Origin of the sequence: Brevibacillus ginsengisoli (assembly GCF_050113715.1) — a bacterium.
Lineage (GTDB): Bacteria > Bacillota > Bacilli > Brevibacillales > Brevibacillaceae > Brevibacillus_H > Brevibacillus_H ginsengisoli.
In genome coordinates this window covers 534,951-552,653 of record NZ_JBNJQR010000002.1, presented here as the reverse complement: position 1 = coordinate 552,653, position 17,703 = coordinate 534,951, and the positions used below count along the sequence as shown (strand labels likewise).

Genomic DNA, 17,703 nt, shown 5'->3' with positions numbered 1-17,703 from the left:
AGAAAGGTGGAGACATATGAGAGGAAAATTGTTGGTTATCGGGTTTGGTCCAGGCAGTGATGAACATATCACCAAACGCGCTCGTGAAGCGATCCAAGAAAGCGACATGATTATTGGATACACAACCTATGTGGAATTGATTCAGGAGCTGGTAACCCATCAGCAAATCGTCAGTACGGGCATGACAGAGGAAGTGACGCGCGCGAGAGAAGCCGTGAAACAAGCGGAATTAGGTCATAAGGTAGCTGTCATCTCTAGTGGTGACGCAGGTGTCTACGGCATGGCGGGATTAATTTATGAGGTTCTCGTGGAAAAGGGCTGGAGATCAGAGGATGGCGTCGAGGTTGAAGTCGTTCCAGGAATCTCGGCGATTAATTCTTGCGCCGCTTTACTCGGCGCGCCTACGATGCATGACGCCTGCACGATCAGTTTAAGCGACCATTTGACCCCTTGGGAGCTGATTGCCAATCGGATTGATGCAGCGGCCCAATCCGATTTCGTCATAGCCCTTTACAATCCCAAAAGTGGACGTCGAACCAGACAAATCGAAGAAGCTCAGAAACTAATCAGCAAGTACCGCTCACCCGATACGCCTGTCGGTATTGTCAAAAGCGCCTATCGCGACAGACAAAAGGTGGAGTTGACTACATTGGAACACATGCTGGATTGCGAGATCGGAATGCTCTCAACCGTCATCGTGGGCAACACTTCCACCTTTGTCTATGACGGGAAAATGATTACCCCTCGTGGCTACAAACGAAAGTACACATTATCCGCTGACGAGCAACCGTTGCTTCTTCACCAGCGCTTGCGAAAGGAAAATGAGCCTTGGTCCTTGGCGGCGACTGAAGGTGCATTGGATGAAAGTGAAGGGGAAGAACGCAACACACTGTCTCCTTACGATTGGGCCGTGCAAGCCTTGCAGATGGTTTCGCCGACGACACAAGTGGGCGCCAAATCAGCTTCAACAAACCGTTTTCAATCCCCTTATCCGATGGAGGCCATTTTTGAGTTCGCGATCAGTCCGGGTGTGGTGAATAAGAAGTTCACCACCGCACAACTGCTCGCCATTGCTGATGTAGCCGGGGAAAAGGGAGAAATCGAATATACGCCGCACCATACAATCGTTCTTCGCGTGCCGACAACTGAACCGCAAGCGATTGTCACTCGAATGAATGAAGCAGGACTTATCACGATGCCAATCGGTGATGTAGTGACAATCAAAGCCTGCGACTTCTGCAACGGAGAGAAGACAGAAGGAATGCCTTACGCCGAAGAGCTTCACAGGGTGGTCGGTGGACTAGAGGTTCCCAAAGAATTAAGAATCGGCATAAACGGCTGCGGGATGACTTGTTATAACGCGGTCAACGAAGATATTGGGCTTGTATTTCGAAGAGGCAAATTTGATCTTTTCCTCGGAGCCAAAAACGTTGGGCGCAACGCATACGCTGGCACGATGGTGGAGGAAGGAATTGATCCAGATCAAATCGTCTCAGTGGTTGAACGGATCGTGTCCCGCTTTAAACAAGAAGCGTTCCCGAATGAGCGATTCCACAAATATTTCAAACGTAAAGGGAATGTAGAAGGTTACGTCTATCAAGAGCAAAAAGTACTCCTCGAGGAAGCGGCTTGCGGAGACTAAATAAGGAGGCGAACAGATGGAAGCGATACTATTTGTCGGTCATGGAAGTAAAGACCCAGAGGGCAATCAGGAAGTCATTCAGTTCATTGATACGTTAGCGCCACAAATCGATGTTCCGATTATTGAGACGTGTTTCTTGGAGTTTGAACAGCCGACAGTCACGCAAGGGCTTCAGACCTGCATTCAAAAAGGGGCTACTCGCATCGTCGTCATTCCGTTAATGCTCTTTGCCGCTGGCCACGCCAAACTGCATATCCCGCATGAGATTGACGAGATGAAGGAGCTTTACCCTCACGTTACGTTCACTTACGGGAAGCCAGTGGGTATTCATCCCAATATGGTTGAGCTGTTGGGTGAAAGATTTCAGGAGGCTGTACATAGTGGAAAACATGATGCGCTTCATGTTGATCAACAAACGGCCGTTCTGCTTGTCGGCAGGGGAAGCAGTGATATTGATGCTAACAGTGATATTTACAAAATGTCACGACTCTTCTGGGAAAAGCACAAGTCCACAATCGTCGAGACAGCGTTTATGGGAGTAACTTCTCCAACGGTTGAGGAAGGAATTGACCGTTGTATCCGATTGGGTGCGAAACAAGTGGTGATTCTGCCTTATCTCCTCTTTACAGGTGTGTTGATGAAACGCTTGCAGACCTTCACCCAACGTTTAGGGCAACAATACTCTGAGATTGGTTTTGTACTCGGACATTATTTTGGTGCTCATCGCTATTTGCAACAGGTTGTGTTGGAACGAGTGAAGGAAGCGTTCGACGGTGAGGTCAAAATGAGCTGCGATTTGTGCGTCTACCGGATCGAGGCAATGGAGCACCACCACCATCATCATCACCACCATGATCACGACCACGACCACGATCACCATCACGGGCATGCTCACGAACATGAACACGATCATCACCACGATCACGGGCACCTTCATGACCAAGAAAATGGACATGCGCATCATCACGACCATGATCATCGTCACGGTCACAGTCACGCACATGACCACACCCATCAACCGAACGTGAAGGTGCCGCAGGGGGGAACCCGATGATTCTCTTCTTGGCAGGGACGAGCGATGCGAGAGAATTGGCACTTCAAGTCAAGAAAGCAGGCTACTCGTTGCTTACAACAGTGGTTACCGAGAGTGCCGCCAACAGCATGGAAGAGACAGGTCTCCCTGTCCGAATCGGTCGTTTGACGGAAGCTGACCTGATCGAGCTGATTCAGGAAGAAGGCTTTCAGGCGATAGTGGACGCCAGCCATCCCTTTGCCGAGGAAGCGCACAAGAATGCGTTGTCTGCCGCTAAGGCTACGGGAATTCCGTACATTCGATATGAACGGGAGAACGCTAAATTCCCCGATCACAATCTCATTACCGTGGTGGAAGGCTATAAGGAGGCGGCCGAGCTTGCGGCCGAGAAAAAGGGCGTCATCATGCTTACGACAGGCAGCAAAACATTGAAAATTTTTGCCGAGAGACTTCTCGGACAGCCTGACACCACGATGATCATCCGCATGCTTCCACGTGTGGATAACTTGCAAAAATGCGAAGAGCTCGGCGTACCGCAAAAACAGATCGTGGCTATTCAAGGCCCCTTTTCCAAGGAACTGAATAAAGCTTTGTACGCCCAGTACGAAGTAACCGTGATGGTAACCAAGGAAACGGGCAAAGCGGGAGCGTTCGATGAAAAGGTGGAAGCCGCTCTGGAAATGGGTATCGAAGTAATCGTCATTGACCGACCAACGATTGAATATGGCAGTCAATTTTCAGAATATACCGGAGTCATCCAACAATTAAACAAGTTCTTAAGAGGAGGAAACTAACCATGGATTTTCGTACAGAATTTCAACCGTTAACCATCCAACCGCAAGAAATCGAGGCCAAAAGCTTTGAGATGATCAAGGAAGAGCTAGGTGAGCATCCTTTTACAGATGAACAGCTCCCCGTTGTCCTGCGAGCCATTCATACTTCGGCTGACTTTGAGCTGGGAAGAAGTCTCGTGTTTCACCCAGATGCCATTCGCGCAGGCGTTGAAGCGATACGAGCAGGGAAGCTGATTGTCGCGGACGTTCAGATGGTGCAGGCAGGCATCAACAAGCCGCGCATCGATAAATTCGGAGGAGATGTTCGCGTCTATATTTCGGACGAAGACGTGATCAAGGAAGCCAAACAGCTTGGCATTACACGTGCGATTGTCTCCATGCGCAAGGCGATCAAGGAAGCCGAGGGTGGAATTTTTGCCATAGGGAACGCTCCGACAGCTTTGTTGGAACTGATTCGTCTGGTAAAAGAGGGCGAAGCCAAGCCAGGACTCATCATCGGGGTTCCCGTGGGATTCGTCTCGGCCGCTGAATCCAAAGAAGAACTGGCCAAACTGGATATTCCGTTTATCACCAATATTGGACGAAAAGGTGGAAGTCCAGTCGCGGTTTCTACTGTAAATGCACTCTCTCTTCTGGCAGAAAAGCTGTGATAAGCCATGCAGCCAGTACCTGAGAATAAACGGGAATTACGTCACGGCTATACGACCGGAGCATGTGCTGCGGCAGCAACCAAGGCAGCTCTAACGGCGCTTATTTTACAGGAGTATCAGGAATCGTCGTGCATTCGCATCCCGATTGGAACGGATGTGACGTTTACGATTGTTCAGTGCGAATATACCGAAGAAATGGCGGAAGCTGGCGTCATCAAAGACGGCGGAGATGACCCGGATGCTACGCACGGAGCGTTAATTTTGAGCAAGGTCACTTGGCGCGATGAACCTGGGATAAAGCTGGATGGTGGTATCGGAGTTGGACGTGTCACGAAGCCGGGGCTACCTGTTCCTGTTGGTGAAGCCGCTATTAATCCTGTACCTCGTCAGATGATTCTGCAAGAAGTCGAGAGCCTGCTCGGACAGTTTGAGCTGGATCGCGGCCTTGAGGTCATCATCTCCGTGCCAAATGGAGAAGAGATCGCCAAGAAAACCTTGAATAGTCGGTTGGGGATTCTTGGGGGCATTTCTATCCTTGGCACCAGAGGTATCGTAGTTCCGTTCTCCACGAGCGCCTATATGGCGAGCATTGCCCGCGGGATCGATGTCGCCTATGAGTCGGGATGTCGACATCTTGTGCTTTCCACAGGAGGTCGAAGCGAGAAGTTTGCCATGGAGCAGTATCCGGAATTACCGGAAGAGGCGTTCATCGAGATGGGGGATTTTGTCGGTTTCTCATTGAAACAATGCAAGCGCAAAAAGATCGAACGGGTCACACTTGTCGGAATGATGGGTAAATTCTCCAAGTTTGCTCAAGGTCATATGATGGTGCACTCTAAGGGAAATGCTGTCGACTTCAATTTTTTGGCGCAGATTGCAAGAGAAGCTGGAGCCACTGAAGAGATGATCGCACACATTTTGGAATGCAACACCGCATCGCAGGTGGGCGACTACATGGAGCAGTATCCTCAATTTTACGAGAAGCTGTGCGAATATTGCTGTCATGTAGGTTTGAAGGCTGTGCAAGGCGGAATAGAGATTGAGACGTATTTAATTACGCTCAAAGGAGTTTTGTTAGGAAGGATGAGCGTGCATGACAGAGCGGATTAAAGTCATCGGGATTGGGGATGACGGTGCAGAAGGAATCCTTCCGCAATATCGTTCGTGGATACTCGAGAGCGAACGGTTGGTGGGTGGAGAGCGTCATTTTTCTTTTTTTCCTGAATATACAGGGGAACGAGTCGTCATGAAAGGCGGGCTTAGCCCTATCATCGAGCGGCTTCAACGTGAACCTAAGTCGACAGTCATCCTGGCATCGGGTGATCCGCTCTTTTACGGGATTGGCGGTTACCTTAATTCCAAGCTTGAGGTGGAGATTTATCCGCACTTCAGTTCGATACAACTGGCGTTTGCCCGCATGGGAGAGTCTTGGCAGGATGCGTATTTGACCAGTGTGCATGGCCGAAGCATCAAGGGGTTGGCGCAACGCATCGACGGCAAACCCAAGGTTGCTATGCTTACAGACCTGGAGAATAGCCCACAGCGAGTAGCGGAATATCTCTTGTCGTTTGGGATGACAGAGTATCGCGCGTTTGTCGCCGAGAATCTGGGAAGTTTAGATGAGAAGTCTGGCTGGTATACCTTAGAGGAGATGGCCGCGGGTACGTTTTCCGAGCTGAATGTGGTGATCTTGCGCCAAGAAACGCATGGCCCAAGCTGGTTGTTGGGTATTCCTGACGAAGCGTTTGCCCAACGCAAACCAGACAAGGGACTCATTACGAAGCGAGAAGTTCGCATTCTTAGTCTCGCGAATCTTCAGCTTCATGCTAAAAGTATTGTCTGGGACATCGGCACCTGCACTGGTTCGGTGGCGATTGAGGCCGCCCGCATCGCGCGTGAAGGTGAAGTCTACGCGGTCGAGAAGAACGCCGATGATCTCGCCAATTGCTTGACCAATATCCGTAAGTTTCGGGCGGATATCACGGCCATACACGCCAAGGCACCGGAAGGCTTGGAGAATTTTCCCGACCCCGATGCTGTCTTTTTCGGCGGTACTGGCGGCGAAATCCGTGAGTTGATCCGCCTTTGTTGTGAGCGCTTGAAACCTGATGGACGAATTGTTTTGAATGCCGCAACGATTGAGAATTTGTACGAGGCTTGTCAAAGCTTTGCGGAGGCTGGCTTTGAAACCTCTATTACGTTGGCACAGCTTTCGAGAAGCAAACCGATTTTAGGGATGAACCGCTTTGAGGCTCTCAACCCGATCTATATCATCACCGCAAAACGACCAGAGGAGGAACTAACTCATGAGTAAGATTGGCACCCTGTACGGATTAGGTGTAGGACCTGGAGATCCGGAGCTGATCACCGTCAAGACCTTTCGAATCCTAAGCGAATCACCAGTTATCGCCTACCCTAAGAAACGCATGGGAAGCATGAGCTATGCCCAGCGCATTGTGGAGCTATATGTTCGCCCGCAGGAAAAAGAAATGCTCGGTCTCGTCTTCCCAATGACCAAGGACAAGGACATCCTGGAGCGCGAATGGCAAAGTGCAGTGACACAGGTTTGGGAGAAGCTTCAAGAAGGTAAAGACGTGGCTTTCGTAACTGAAGGGGACCCGATGTTCTACAGTACCTTCATTCATATGATGCGAATCATTACAGAGAAACACCCTGAAGCCGAAGTTAAGACGATTCCGGGAGTGTCCTCGTTCCTTGGTGCAGCCTCCCGATTGGGCATTCCACTGGCGGACGGAGACGAGCAAATCGGGATTATTCCGGCGACAGATGATCGAGAAGCGATGCGCCAAGCCTTGCTTACCCATGATTGTGTTGTATTTCTCAAGATTGCCAAGGTGTTGGACTTCATTATCGATCTCTTGCATGAGCTGAATCTGACGGATAAAGCCTCCGTCGTGAGCAAAGTTACATCCGAAGAAGAAATGATTTGGCACAATGTGGATGAGCTGAAGGGTGCAGACCCGGGATACCTAACGTTAATGGTGGTGAGAAAATGAAGCTGTATATTGTCGGAGCGGGCCCAGGCGACCCGGATTTAATCACCGTAAAAGGATTGCGCTTGCTACAGGAAGCGGACGTAGTGCTTTACACAGATTCACTGGTAAATGACGAGTTGGCGGCAAAAGCCAAGGAAGGTGCACAAGTGGTTCAAAGCTCAGGGATGGCGCTGGAGGAATTGGTACAGTTCATGAGTGAGCGAATCAAGCAGGGGAAGAAAGTTGTCCGCCTGCATACAGGTGATCCATCCGTATACGGCGCCATCATGGAGCAAATCGCCTTATTGAAACACGAAGGAATTGAGGTCGAAATTGTTCCAGGAGTAAGCTCCGTATTTGCTGCGGCAGCTGCTGTTGGAGCCGAGTTAACGATTCCGGATTTGACCCAGACGCTTATCCTGACGAGAGCAGAAGGTCGCACTCCTGTTCCCGACCGGGAGAAACTGCGCGAGCTAGCTTCTCATCATTGCACCATCGCGCTGTTCTTAAGTGCCACTCTGACGAAAAAAGTCGTTAAGGAGCTAATCGAAGCTGGCTGGCGTGAAGACACTCCTGTGGTTGTGGTTCAGCGAGCGAGTTGGCCGGATCAAAAAATCGTTCGTACCACTATCGAGCATCTTGATCAAGATATAGCGGCCAATGGAATTCGCTCCCATGCGATGATTCTTGCGGGCTGGGCGCTTGATCCTGAAATTCACACCAAGGAAGAATACCGCTCCAAGCTGTATGACAAAACCTTCACCCACGGATTCCGCAAGGGTGTGAGCACGCCATGATCATCGAGCTGCAGGAAGGACAATTTCCACAAATCCAACAGCGAAATGAACTTGCTGTCATCGCCATCACGAAGCACGGAGTGGAGCTGGCGCGAAGAATTCAGAAGCTGATGCCCAACACGGATATCTATTATATGAGCAAGTTCGCTCAGGGGGACGAGGAGGAGCGGTCGATCCAGCTTTTTACCGGCAGTGTTCGTCTGTTGTTCCCAGCTTTGTGGCCTGTCTACCAGGGAATAGTTTGTGTCGTGTCTCTGGGGGCGTTGATCCGCATGATTGCCCCCTTGCTTCGCGATAAAAAAACAGACCCAGGTGTGGTCGTACTCGATGATCTGGGTGAGAACGTGATCAGTGTGCTCTCCGGTCATTTGGGAGGAGCCAATGAGCTTGCCAGACAGATTGCGGCTGACATAGGCGCACGACCGATAGTCACGACGGCATCGGACGTGCAAAAGACCATTCCTGTTGATTTATTAGGCAGACGGTTTGGCTGGGTATGGGAGTCGGACGACAAGTTGACACCCGTTAGCGCCTCTGTGGTGAACGGTGAGCGAGTCGCTTTCATTCAAGAGTCAGGCGAGCCCAATTGGTGGATGCACGATACGCCGATGCCAGCCAATATCGAATTATATGACACCGTGATGAATGCGTTGGAAGCTCAAGTGCAAGGCGCCCTCATCATCACCCATCGGCAGTTGACCCCTGAGGAAGAACCTATTCTCGCCAACGGTGTCCTGTATCGTCCGAAGGTGCTCGTACTAGGAATGGGATGCAATCGAGGAACTTCATATGAAGAGATTGAAACTGTGATCAAGGAAACGTTGTCCGAGCTGGGGCTCTCGATTCGAAGTGTCAAAGCGGTTTGCTCTATTGATTTGAAGAAGGACGAAGCAGGTCTACTACAAGTCTGCCAGCAGTACAAGTGGGAGTTCATTACTTATACAGCGGATCAATTGAATGAAATGAACATTGAAGAGCCTTCCGAAACGGTTTACCGCTATACAGGCGCTTATGCCGTCAGTGAGCCTGCCGCCAAGCGATACGCTAAGACCGACAAGCTCCTATTAACCAAGAAGAAATCAGGCAATGTCACCATCTCGGTTGGTCTCCTCACATTTGATCCGTTAGGAGGGGCATCGATTGGCTAACAAACGATTGATTGTGGCAGGTGCAGGCAGTGGGGTGGGCAAAACCACCGTGACGATTGGCTTAATGGCTGCCTTGCAACAACGAGGTCTCACGGTCCAAGGGTTCAAATGCGGACCCGATTATATTGATCCAACATATCATACAGCCGTCACGGGGAGAGTGTCGCGCAACCTCGACAGTTGGATGCTTTCACACGAAGTCGTTCGTGAAATCTTGGCAAAAGGCAGTACAGACGCCGATATCTCCATCATCGAAGGGGTCATGGGGCTTTTTGATGGCAAGGAAGCGACCAGTGATCGTGGTAGCACTGCCGAAATTAGCATCCTCACCCGTACACCTGTTCTGTTGGTGGTCAATTGTCAAAGCATGGCCCGCAGTGCGGCTGCCGTGGTCAAAGGCTTCCAGCTATTTAACCCCGATGTGCGGATCGCAGCCGTTCTCGCCAACAAAGTGGGAAGCGTCGGACATTACCAAATTGTCAAAGCCGCAATCGAACAAGAGTGCAACATTCCGGTTCTGGGCTACCTGCTACGGGAGTCCGATATTGAGATCCCTGAGCGTCATCTAGGACTAGTACCGTCGGTCGAACGCGGTGAACTGGATGCTTTGTTTCAACGTCTGGGTGAATTGATCACCAGCACGATTGATCTTGATCGCTTGATGGAAATAGCGGAAGCTCCAGAGCTGACAGTCAATTCTGGATTGTTTACATGTAAACAATCAGTCTCCACCGTTAAAATTGCCGTAGCCAAGGATGCCGCGTTTCACTTTTACTATCCAGAGAATTTTGAGCTATTGGAGGCATATGGGGCAGAGTTGCTGTTTTTCTCTCCGTTGGCAGGTGAAACAGTACCCCTTGAAGCGGATGGCTTGTATATCGGCGGAGGCTTTCCAGAGGAATTCGCCCAGCAGCTCTCACAAGACACAACTGTCCTGGAATCTTTTCGGCAATCAATCCGTTCCGGCATCCCAACCTTGGCGGAGTGTGGGGGCTTTATGTATTTGACCGAAGCGATTACGACAACCGACGGACAATCCTATCCCATGGTCGGGCTGATTCCTGGCACGGTTGCGATGCAGAAACGACTGGCTGCTCTTGGCTATCGGGAAGTTACGGGTCAGCCAGGGAATTTCTTATTCGGTGAAGATACCATAGCCAAAGGTCATGAGTTCCATTATTCTACGTTCGCCTCATCAGATGAGATCACGCCAGCCTACCAGACGAAAGGATTGCGTGGTACCAAAACGGAAGGATTTGTGCAAGACAATCTGGTGGCAGGCTATACGCATCTGCATTTTGCCTCGTGTCCGGAATTAGTCGAAAGATGGATTCAAGCGTGCCTTAAAGGAGGAGTGGCGCGTGGACAATGAGGTAGATAAAACGAGCGTTTATCCTGGAAAAAAGGCGTTGCCGATCATGGTGCAAGGAACGAGCTCGGACGCTGGAAAAAGTGTTTTTGTCACGGCACTTTGCCGGATCTTTGCGCAGGAGGGTTATCGGACGGCGCCGTTCAAGTCACAAAACATGGCCAATAACTCGTACGTCACCCCGGATGGCAAAGAGATAGGCAGAGCACAGGGCGTTCAAGCGGAGGCCAGTGGGATTATGGCGACCACGGATATGAATCCGATCCTGATCAAACCGTCACGCGATCATGAAGCGCAAATCGTCGTGCATGGTGTCCCTTATCAAAGCATGCAAGCGAAAGCCTATCGTTCCGACTTTTTTGACACGGGATTGCAGGTAATCACCGAAGCTTATCAGCGATTAGCCAGCACGTATGAGATCGTTGTTATCGAGGGGGCGGGCAGTCCGGCTGAGATCAACCTGAACGATCGAGAGCTGGTGAACATGCGTGTGGCTCGTTTGACTGACGCTCCTGTCATTCTAATCGCTGATATCGAGCGAGGCGGGGTCTTCGCCAGTCTCGTCGGTACCCTGCAATTGTTTGATGAGTCAGATCGCAAGCGGGTAATCGGTGTTGTTATTAATCGATTCCGTGGTGATCTTAGTTTGTTGATCCCCGGACTGGAATGGTTTGAATCGTATACGGGTGTGCCTGTTTTAGGCGTCATTCCTTTCTTGCCAGATTTGTGGATCGATGCTGAAGATTCGCTCGTCCTGCATAAATACGAACGTCAAATCTCCATTGAAAAAGCAATCGATATTGCCGTCATCAAGTATCCACGCATTTCCAACTTTACGGATGTGGATCCGTTTCTCGTGGAACCAGACTGCCAGATCCGTTATGTGACGAGAGGAGAAGAGTTGGGAACACCTGATGTTCTCATTCTTCCAGGAAGCAAGAATACCTTGGAGGATCTCTTGTTCCTGCGTCAGCAGGGATTAGAACAGGCAATTGTACGGCTACATACCGCGGGAAGCACAACGATCATCGGCTTATGCGGCGGCTATCAGATGTTGGGTCAAGCGGTTCTCGATCCGCATCAGGTGGAATCCCCTCAACTTCGTATAGAAGGCTTGGGATTGATTCCAGCCATAACGACATTGGAACAAACTAAAACAACAGTTCTTTCCCAAGGACATATGGAAGTGGAAGGAAAGCAGCTTGATTTAACTGGTTACGAGATTCATATGGGGCAAACCTTCTATCCAGACGGAAACCCGCATCCGTTTATCCAAATGGAAGGGAAAGTAGACGGTTACTTCGATCGAGCGAACAAGCTTGTCGGCTCCTATTTTCATGACCTTTTTCATAATGATTCGTTCCGTCATTTCTTATTGGAAACCATCCGTGCAAGCAAGGGACTTGAGCCGTTGCCTGAACGCCCTTCCTTCTTGAAGATACGTGAAGACGGTTTTAACTATCTGGCGGAGCAGGTGGGTATTCATGTTCAAATCGAACGCATTAAAGAAAAGATGAAAGAATTCGCTTTAAAAACACAGGAGGCGCCAATCAAATGAACTCATCCATTCAACAAAGAATTGCAGAAATTCAACCGTTTAACCAAGAAGCGGCAGAGCAAGCCAAAGCACACATTGACCAACTGACCAAGCCTCCCGGAAGTCTTGGACGATTGGAAGAACTGGCGATTCAGCTAGCGGGTATCACAGGTGAACCATTCCCGGTCGTGACCCCTCCGGGAATCATCGTCTTTGCGGGCGATCATGGAGTGGTAGATGAAGGGGTTTCTGCTTTTCCCAAAGAAGTGACGGTTCAAATGATCTACAACTTCGTGAACGGAGGAGCAGCCATCAATGTGTTTGGGCGTCAAATCGGGGCGCATTTACAGGTGGTTGATGTGGGAGTAGCCAGCGATTTGGATATCCCGCAGGTTTGGAACAAGAAGGTGAAAAAGGGAACAAACAACTTTTACATACAGGATGCGATGACCAGAGAAGAAGCCGAGCAATCCATACTGGTTGGGATCGAAGCATGCGAGAAAATGCTTACGGATGGAGCTAAATTGATTATCATCGGAGAGATGGGGATCGGGAATACGACGGCGAGCAGCGCGATATTGTCAGCTTTGACAGGAATCGAAGCCGAGAAATTGGTTGGAAAAGGAACGGGCATCTCTGATCAGTCCTGGAATCATAAAATTCGGATCGTGAAAGAATCCCTTGAATCGAGAAAGCCGAATCCACTTGATCCGATCGATGTGTTGGACAAGGTGGGCGGGTTAGAGATCGGGGCCATGGCCGGCGCCATCTTGGGTGCGGCGGCTTCACGTGTTCCGGTGTTGGTTGATGGATTCATCTCCTCGATAGCAGCACATCTCGCAGTTCGACTCTGTCCAGCGGTAAAAGAGTACCTCATCATCAGTCATCGCTCTGTGGAACAAGGTCATGAAGCGATTTTGGAGGAGCTGGGCCAAACTCCTTTACTAGACTTACAGCTTCGATTAGGAGAAGGCAGCGGAGCAGCAGTTGCCTTCCCAATCGTAGAGTCATCGACACGCATGATCCGTGAAATGGCAACTTTCTCTTCAGCAGGGATATCGTCCAGTCATTCCTAAATAATACAGCCTTAGCTCACAATCACGTGGGCTAAGGCTGTTATCGTTTATTATTGGTTTTTCTGCTTGGTCTCTTTGGCATGCTCAACACCAGCCGTGATGAGATGACGGACGTGGTCATCGTCAAGCGAATAGAAGACAAGTTTGCCTTCCTTTCGATATTTAGCCAGCCCCATATTCCGGAGCAACCGCAAATGATGGGAAGCATTCGCGATCGTGGTGCCAATAATAGCAGCAACATCACAGACACATAATTCATTTTCCAACGAGAGGATATAAATAATTTTAGCGCGGGTATCATCCGCCAAGGCTTTAAAAATTTGGGCCGATCCTTCCGCCTCAACCGTCTGCGGCTTCAAACGGTTTACTTTATCTTCATCAAAGCATTGAATTTCACAGAAATCCTGCTCGTGATTTGACATAGACATCCACCTTTTTACTTCAAGCATGCTTTTATTATAACCTGAACATGTACACAGTGAAATAAAAGAAATGTACACATTTAAATATTCAAATGGGTATTTTAATGTTCGAAGCACATGTGGTATGCTATTCATATACGTTTTGTTAGGATGTGATGCAGGATGACCAACAAACAATCATGTTGCCAAGGCGGTACATGTACGGACAAGGAGAAGTTACTCAACTCTCAACATGATAATACCAACCATGATCATACTCATGACCATAACCACGATCATAACGATGAACATCACCATGACCATACACATAACGATACCCATGAACGTACCACCTCATACCTGAAACAAGGGAATCAAGAAGGAAGCGGTACAGCATACATGGAATTTGCCATTGAAGGAATGGACTGCGGTTCATGTGCTGCCAGCTTGCAAAAGCATGTGGCTCACTCGCTTGGAACCAATGACGTTCGCGTAAATTTCAGTACAGCGAAGATGAAGCTTCCTTTTACAACGGAACCTGGGCGTGTCATTCAGGCGATTGAAGAAGCTGGTTATAAAGGCCAATTGATCGAACAGCATCGCCCGCTAGCAGAATCGCCCTTAGAATGGTGGCAGGATAAAGGCGTTTTGAGCACGGGGCTTTCCGGAATCCTAATTGCTTTTGGCTGGATCGCTTCCCACTGGCAGATGCAAAGCGTATCGGTCATTCTGTACGCTTTTGCCATGATCAGCGCGGGATGGAAACCTGCGAAAAGCGCGTGGTACTCGCTAAAAAGCTATTCAATGGACATGAATGTGCTGATGACCATCGCGGCTATTGGCGCCGCATTCATCGGTGAATGGCTTGAGGGCGCTTCGGTTGTCTTCTTGTTCGGAGTGGGCAATGTCTTGCAATCCATGTCTATCGCCAAAACCAGACAGTCCATCCGTTCCTTGATGAACCTGACGCCACCGGAGGTTACTGTCCAGAAAAATGGGCAATGGGTCGTTGCAGCGGTAGAAGAACTGCAAGTCGGCGAGGTATTCCTTGTAAGGCCAGGAGAACGTATTCCATTGGATGGCGTTATTCTATCGGGAGCCTCTGGTGTGAATCAGGCTCCAATTACAGGGGAGTCCTTACCTGTCGAGAAACAAGCTGGTGATTCAGTTTTCGCGGGGTCTATTAACGAGAATGGAGCGTTAGAGATTCGCGCCACCAAGCGTTTAGGAGACTCTACAATTGCTCGAATCATTCACTTGGTGGAAGAGGCTCAGGAGAAAAAAGCGCCGACAGAGCAGTATCTTGACAAATTTGCCCGGATTTACACGCCTATTGTAATCGGAATCGCATTCTTGATCATGGTAGTGCCGCCGTTCTTCACTGGAGACTGGGCAAGCTGGTTTTATCGGGGGTTAGAGCTTCTCGTCATTGCTTGTCCGTGTGCATTGGTGATCTCGACTCCAGTTGCCGTTGTTTCCGCGATTGGCAGCGCCGCAAAAAGCGGAGTGTTGATCAAAGGTGGAGCGGCTTTAGAGGCTGCCAGCCGATTTACCCATATCGTATTTGACAAAACAGGGACACTCACAGAGGGTCGTCCACAAGTTGTAGATGTGGTGGTTCATGACCAGAAGGAAGTAGAACACCTGCTCCAGATAGCGGCTTGTGTTGAACAGAATTCAACTCATCCGATCGCGCAAGCCATTGTGACTTATGCCCAAGATCAAGGAATCAGCTTCGAACCAAGCCCCCAGCATCAAGCCATACCAGGTAAAGGAGTACAATCTGAGGTACACGGAAGAACTTATCTGGTGGGCAGTATTGCGCTTTTTGAAGAACAGGGCTTACAGGTTAACGAGAAATTCCCAGAGCTTAGCAGTTGGCAAAATGCTGGCAAGACCATCGTCGTCGTTGGCGAGCCGAATCGAGTAATCGGTGTGCTGTCTGTAGCGGATCGGCTGAGAAGCTCAAGTCAGGCAACGATCAAGCAACTTAAAGAAAGCGGAATTACTCCGGTGATGCTTACAGGCGATAATGAGGGGACGGCCGAGCATATAGCGAGCCAGGTAGGCATTGAACAATATCGAGCCGAACTGCTTCCGGAGCAAAAGCTACAAGTCATTCAACAATTGCGGAAGAACGGTCAGGTTGCCATGATAGGAGACGGAATTAACGACGCTCCAGCACTGGCGGCAGCTGATCTTGGAATCGCGATGGGGGCAGTTGGAACGGACACCGCCATGGAGGCAGCTGACATTGTTCTCATGGGGGACGATCTGGAGAAGTTGCCGCTCATCCAACAGTTGAGCCGCCAAGCACGCGTGATTATTCAACAAAATATCTGGTTCTCCCTTCTGATTAAATCGATCGCTCTCTTGCTCATCATTCCGAATTGGCTGACACTGTGGATGGCTGTCCTGAGTGATACGGGAGCCGCGATGCTGGTTATCTTGAACAGTTTGCGATTATTGAAGAAAACGAAGCAATAAGGTGTAGAGTAACCTTATAAGACCATAGTAAAACCGATCAGAATGTAATATGATTAGATTTAATCACATGAAAGTGTAAAGAATGATAGGAGTGCATTCGCTTGACGGAACAAAACCTCAACGACAAAGAGGCGGCAACCGCCACACCGGGCAAAATCAGTTTGCAAGAGGCGATGAAACGAAAGCTCGCTGAGAAAAAACAAGCACAATCGAACCATAATTCTATGAACAATCAAAAAGCTGGTAACCAAATGATGAAAAGCCAGCAAACCAAGAAACCGAACAATCAACGCAGACGTACCGGGGTTTAATCCAATCCGGATGACTAACGCTAGCTTAAAGCAAAGAAGAGTGGACACGATGGGTGTCTCACTCTTCTTTTCATTTGTATCCCTACATTTTGTGAAGGTTCTAGGATAGCAACGCGAATTCCTAGGGATTATTTGTTTTGTACTCTCTACACAGATGTTTTGAAATTGCCTCCGAAGAGTGGTGGCAACATTTTGGTGTCTTTTAACATGTCTGAGCCGCACATTGGACATGTAGGTTCCTTATCAAACGATAGATCTTCACGCATCCAGCAGGAACAATTGTCTTTGCTGCACGTCCAGATATCCGTTTGTTGTTCAACTATTGGCTCTTGGTTCTTCTTTGAGTAGTACAAACAAACACCTCCATCAAAGCGTGAATTATAGGTATTATAACCCTTTTGTTGGAAAACCTATTCAAGTAAAGAGAAAGGAGGAAAAAGAAGTGACAAACGAAAGCATTCCTCATGTAGTAGCCGTACGTAAAAATGGTGATGGAGACATCATTCGTCTCAAATTATCAGATGGGAACGAGGTAGATTATCTCGTGGCGCAACGGTTAGCCGCTGAAGGACGAATTGATCATGTAGAGGTGTTAAAGGGTAAAGATGGAGGACTTCATCTTCGTAGTATACCTGATAACGACCAATCCAACAACCTTGACAACCTGCCTCTTTTCTAAATCGATGTAGGAGACTCATTGTTCCCTCCTCATTCGGGTAGACCCTAGCCAAGATCATCATGATCAACGCTAGGGTTCTTTGTATGATTCTATGCAGGAGGATAAGGAAATAGGTGGAAATTCGTTCGCGGAAAACATCCAAAGTTTATTGAGAAGCTATAAGGCTACAAGAATTTGGACGATATACATTGTGATTTTTTTCACTACATAACTTACCATTCGGAGTTATCATGAAGTCATCAAGGAAGCAGGGAGGAATAAAGCATGGCGACAAACACAGTTTACTTTGATGAAACACAATATGATTTCTCCGTACAAAAGAAAATTGATAACTTTTTAACTCCATATATCCCTTATGTAGAGGCAGTTGCGATCAAGCGAAAAAATAATCCGATGTGGGACGTGTTCTTCAACCAGTTTGACGATCAGATCGAACAAGAGTATTTACTAGGGAAACATGCTCCTTATCTGAATGAAACGCTGGGTATGTACTGCTTAAGCGCTCCAGAAGACGTGGTAGAAGACCGTTTCCGTGAGTGGGCAGAGAATGAGGTAATGCAATTCCGCAGACAACGAAACGACTAAGGTAAACGCAGCCCGCTCTTCTTGAGTGGGCTGCTTTTTCGGTTTCCATCACTTTTTTATCTGGGCTAATCGGATCTGGAGCACTTGATCGTAGAATTTGAGCCAGACTTCTGGTAGTTCGGCGCGATCCAATTTGTTTTCGTTTGGCACACGAACAGGTTGACTCTTGGTTTGAACTGTTGATTTCTGCATCCATCA

19 protein-coding genes are annotated in these 17,703 nt (G+C 48.9%); 16 read left to right on the top strand and 3 right to left on the bottom strand.

The window, feature by feature from the left end; translation table 11 throughout:
* The first annotated feature begins 16 nt into the window (after window positions 1–16).
* From cobJ to cobT, 12 genes are read left to right on the top strand one after another with little or no spacing between them, the layout of a single operon-like run.
* Window positions 17–1,642: a precorrin-3B C(17)-methyltransferase gene (gene cobJ / locus ACQCN2_RS06160; protein ID WP_426928014.1), complete on the top strand. Its 1,626-nt coding sequence runs from the start codon at window positions 17–19 to the stop codon at window positions 1,640–1,642.
* A gap of 16 nt (window positions 1,643–1,658) precedes the next feature.
* Complete coding sequence (locus ACQCN2_RS06155) at window positions 1,659–2,696, top strand: sirohydrochlorin chelatase (protein ID WP_426928013.1); 1,038 nt, start codon at window positions 1,659–1,661, stop codon at window positions 2,694–2,696.
* The gene (gene cobK / locus ACQCN2_RS06150; protein ID WP_426928012.1) at window positions 2,693–3,469 is read left to right on the top strand and encodes a precorrin-6A reductase; all 777 of its coding nucleotides are present in this window, start codon (window positions 2,693–2,695) and stop codon (window positions 3,467–3,469) included. Before ACQCN2_RS06155 ends, cobK begins: the two co-directional genes overlap by 4 nt.
* Before the next feature lie 2 nt (window positions 3,470–3,471).
* The gene (locus ACQCN2_RS06145) at window positions 3,472–4,119 is read left to right on the top strand and encodes a precorrin-8X methylmutase (RefSeq protein WP_426928011.1); all 648 of its coding nucleotides are present in this window, start codon (window positions 3,472–3,474) and stop codon (window positions 4,117–4,119) included.
* A gap of 6 nt (window positions 4,120–4,125) precedes the next feature.
* Window positions 4,126–5,229, top strand: coding sequence for a cobalt-precorrin-5B (C(1))-methyltransferase (locus ACQCN2_RS06140; protein WP_426928010.1), 1,104 nt, complete (start codon window positions 4,126–4,128; stop codon window positions 5,227–5,229).
* The gene (gene cbiE, locus ACQCN2_RS06135) at window positions 5,213–6,433 is read left to right on the top strand and encodes a precorrin-6y C5,15-methyltransferase (decarboxylating) subunit CbiE (RefSeq protein WP_426928009.1); all 1,221 of its coding nucleotides are present in this window, start codon (window positions 5,213–5,215) and stop codon (window positions 6,431–6,433) included. The genes ACQCN2_RS06140 and cbiE overlap by 17 nt, the downstream gene beginning before the upstream one ends.
* Window positions 6,426–7,136, top strand: a complete 711-nt coding sequence (gene cobI, locus ACQCN2_RS06130) for a precorrin-2 C(20)-methyltransferase (RefSeq protein ID WP_426928008.1) — start codon at window positions 6,426–6,428, stop codon at window positions 7,134–7,136. The genes cbiE and cobI overlap by 8 nt, the downstream gene beginning before the upstream one ends.
* Window positions 7,133–7,912, top strand: a complete 780-nt coding sequence (gene cobM, locus ACQCN2_RS06125) for a precorrin-4 C(11)-methyltransferase (RefSeq protein WP_426928007.1) — start codon at window positions 7,133–7,135, stop codon at window positions 7,910–7,912. The genes cobI and cobM overlap by 4 nt, the downstream gene beginning before the upstream one ends.
* Complete coding sequence (locus tag ACQCN2_RS06120; RefSeq protein WP_426928006.1) at window positions 7,909–9,060, top strand: cobalt-precorrin 5A hydrolase; 1,152 nt, start codon at window positions 7,909–7,911, stop codon at window positions 9,058–9,060. The genes cobM and ACQCN2_RS06120 overlap by 4 nt, the downstream gene beginning before the upstream one ends.
* Window positions 9,053–10,432 (top strand): cobyrinic acid a,c-diamide synthase CobB, encoded by a 1,380-nt coding sequence (locus ACQCN2_RS06115; RefSeq protein WP_426928005.1) that lies wholly within the window; start codon window positions 9,053–9,055, stop codon window positions 10,430–10,432. Before ACQCN2_RS06120 ends, ACQCN2_RS06115 begins: the two co-directional genes overlap by 8 nt.
* A 46-nt stretch (window positions 10,433–10,478) precedes the next feature.
* Window positions 10,479–11,987 carry a cobyric acid synthase gene (locus tag ACQCN2_RS06110; protein WP_426928183.1) on the top strand — a complete coding sequence of 503 codons (1,509 nt, stop codon included), beginning with the start codon at window positions 10,479–10,481 and terminating at the stop codon, window positions 11,985–11,987.
* Entirely contained in the window at window positions 11,984–13,042 is a 1,059-nt protein-coding gene (gene cobT, locus ACQCN2_RS06105; protein WP_426928004.1) for a nicotinate-nucleotide--dimethylbenzimidazole phosphoribosyltransferase, read from the top strand. The genes ACQCN2_RS06110 and cobT overlap by 4 nt, the downstream gene beginning before the upstream one ends.
* Window positions 13,043–13,092: 50 nt before the next feature.
* On the opposite strand, the gene ACQCN2_RS06100 is transcribed toward cobT, so the two are convergent.
* Entirely contained in the window at window positions 13,093–13,464 is a 372-nt protein-coding gene (locus ACQCN2_RS06100) for an ArsR/SmtB family transcription factor (protein ID WP_426928003.1), read from the bottom strand.
* A gap of 162 nt (window positions 13,465–13,626) precedes the next feature.
* On the opposite strand from ACQCN2_RS06100, the gene ACQCN2_RS06095 reads away from it, so the two are divergent.
* Together ACQCN2_RS06095 and ACQCN2_RS06090 are read left to right on the top strand one after the other, a co-directional pair.
* Window positions 13,627–15,930, top strand: coding sequence for a heavy metal translocating P-type ATPase (locus ACQCN2_RS06095; protein ID WP_426928002.1), 2,304 nt, complete (start codon window positions 13,627–13,629; stop codon window positions 15,928–15,930).
* A gap of 101 nt (window positions 15,931–16,031) precedes the next feature.
* Complete coding sequence (locus tag ACQCN2_RS06090) at window positions 16,032–16,241, top strand: hypothetical protein (RefSeq protein WP_426928001.1); 210 nt, start codon at window positions 16,032–16,034, stop codon at window positions 16,239–16,241.
* A 146-nt stretch (window positions 16,242–16,387) separates the two neighbouring features.
* Here the strand turns inward: ACQCN2_RS06090 and ACQCN2_RS06085 are convergent, their stop codons facing one another.
* A complete protein-coding gene (locus ACQCN2_RS06085) occupies window positions 16,388–16,594 on the bottom strand; it encodes a cold-shock protein (protein WP_426928000.1) in 207 nt (68 codons plus the stop codon).
* 89 nt (window positions 16,595–16,683) lie between these two features.
* Between ACQCN2_RS06085 and ACQCN2_RS06080 the strand changes: the two genes are divergently transcribed.
* Complete coding sequence (locus tag ACQCN2_RS06080; protein WP_426927999.1) at window positions 16,684–16,920, top strand: DUF3892 domain-containing protein; 237 nt, start codon at window positions 16,684–16,686, stop codon at window positions 16,918–16,920.
* A gap of 264 nt (window positions 16,921–17,184) precedes the next feature.
* Entirely contained in the window at window positions 17,185–17,505 is a 321-nt protein-coding gene (locus ACQCN2_RS06075) for a DUF3986 family protein (protein ID WP_426927998.1), read from the top strand.
* Between the two features lie 48 nt (window positions 17,506–17,553).
* On the opposite strand, the gene ACQCN2_RS06070 is transcribed toward ACQCN2_RS06075, so the two are convergent.
* Window positions 17,554–17,697, bottom strand: coding sequence for a hypothetical protein (locus tag ACQCN2_RS06070; RefSeq protein WP_426927997.1), 144 nt, complete (start codon window positions 17,695–17,697; stop codon window positions 17,554–17,556).
* Window positions 17,698–17,703: the final 6 nt, after the last annotated feature.